Consider the following 1723-nt stretch of genomic DNA (forward strand, 5'->3'; position numbering starts at 1 on the left):
GGCGCGCTCCTCGTGGGCGCGCCGCGCGATCGCGGCGAACTCCTCGGCGGCGTACTCCGCCTCCTGGCGTGCGGAGGTGGCCTCGGCGGCGAGCGCTGCCTGCTGGCTGGCGTAGGCCTCGGCCTCGAGCCGTTCGGCGTGTGCTCGCGCGGCCCGGTCGGCCTGGTCCTGGGCGTGGCGCTCGGCCTCCTCGCGGCGGGCGGACTCGGCGCCGGCCAGCTCGGCCGTCCGGCGAGCAGCGTCCTCGGCCTCCTCCCGGGCGGTCGCCGCGCGACGAGCCAGCTCCTCGGCCTCCTTGCGGGCCTCGCTGGCCTGGCCGGCGAGGGTGGCCTGCTCGGCGGCGAGCCGGTCGGCCTCCTCGCGCGCCCTGGTCGCTCGGTGGGCGGCTTCCTCGGCGGCGATCCGCTCGGCGGCCTGCTCGGCGGCGGCCATCTCCGCGTCGCGGCGCAGCTGGGCGGCGAGCGTCGCGACGGCCTCGGTGTGCTCACGGTCGAGCGTCTGGCGCTCAGCCTCGAACGCGAGCTCGGCGTGGGTCAGCCGGGGCACGACGACGTCGCCCTTGCGGCGCGGCCAGAGCTTGCGCTGTGGCGCGGCGTCGGGGAGCGGCTCGGCGAACCCGATGTCGAGCGCGTCGGCGATGACCTTGCGCGCTGCATCGACGTCGGTGGTGGGCGCCTCGGCGGGCTCCGGCTCGGGCGTGGGGGAGACGATCGCGCCCCAGTCGATCGGCTCCTCCGCAGTGGGCTCGACGGCCGCCTCAGGGGTCTGCTCGGCCCGGGCGGCACGCTCCTCGGCGGGCGACGGCGTGTCGCCGACGGGTGCCAACGGGTCCGGTACGACGAAGGACCCCCAGTCGACGGAGTCGTCGCCCTCAGGGGCGAACTCGTCGTACTCCCCGGTCTGCTCGGCCTTCGGCCGGCTCGCGACCCGGCTGGCGATGTCCTCGTGCGGGCCAGCGTCGTCGGGGGCTGCGTCCTCGTCGGGGAGGTCGTCGGTGAGGAAGTCGACCGGTGTCGGCTCGCCCTCGTCCGCCATCGCGTTGCTGCGGCGGATGAACTCCTCGATGTCGTCAGCGTCGAGCTCGCCGGTCTCCGGGATGTGCTCGTCCTTGCGACGCCACGGCCGCATCCGACCGCGCCCGCGGCGCGCGGGATCCAGCCCGCGCTCGTCCACGGGCTCGCCGTCGGTGGCTGAGCTCATAATCGTTGATGTTATCCGTGTCGAGGGGTTTCGTGTGACGGTTGCGGCTCGTGGGATCCGCGCCGGTACTGCACATGGGTATCGGTCGGGACATGGGTGAACCTGAGCCCGGAGTACAGACCGAGAGCCGCCGTGTTGTCTGCCTCGACGTAGAGAACGACCTCCTCCAGACCCCGGCTCGCGAGGTGGCGGAGGCCGGCGACGGTGAGCACCCGGCCGATCCCTCGTCCGTGGGCCGCGGGGGAGACGCCGAGGACATAGACCTCCCCGTGCTTCTCGTCGTGACGTTTGGTCCAGTGGAATCCGAGCAGCGAGCCGTCGTCGTCGACCGCGAGCAGCAGGCCCGCCGGGTCGAACCACGGCTCGGCCATCCGCTCGTCCAGGTCAGCCGCGGTGAGGCCGCCCTGCTCCGGGTGGGCGGCGAACGCCGCCGCGTTCACCTCGAGGAGAGCCGCCGCGTCCGCCGTCCCGAAGTCGCGGATGGTCACGCCGAGCGGCGGCTCCGCCGCCGGCAGCGGGACGG

Annotated in this window: 2 protein-coding genes; both read right to left on the minus strand. The window is 74.6% G+C overall.

Annotation, left to right across the window (positions count from 1 at the left end; translation table 11 throughout):
* On the minus strand, positions 1-1200 hold a 1200-nt coding region (locus H0487_RS22590), incomplete at its 3' end, for a hypothetical protein (RefSeq protein WP_376766702.1).
* Between the two features lie 11 nt (positions 1201-1211).
* Positions 1212-1723: mycothiol synthase (mshD, locus tag H0487_RS22595; protein WP_183096436.1), on the minus strand; the 512-nt coding region annotated here is incomplete at its 5' end.

The sequence above is a fragment of the Nocardioides stalactiti genome, assembly GCF_014180715.1.
In the GTDB taxonomy this organism is placed as follows: domain Bacteria; phylum Actinomycetota; class Actinomycetes; order Propionibacteriales; family Nocardioidaceae; genus Nocardioides; species Nocardioides stalactiti.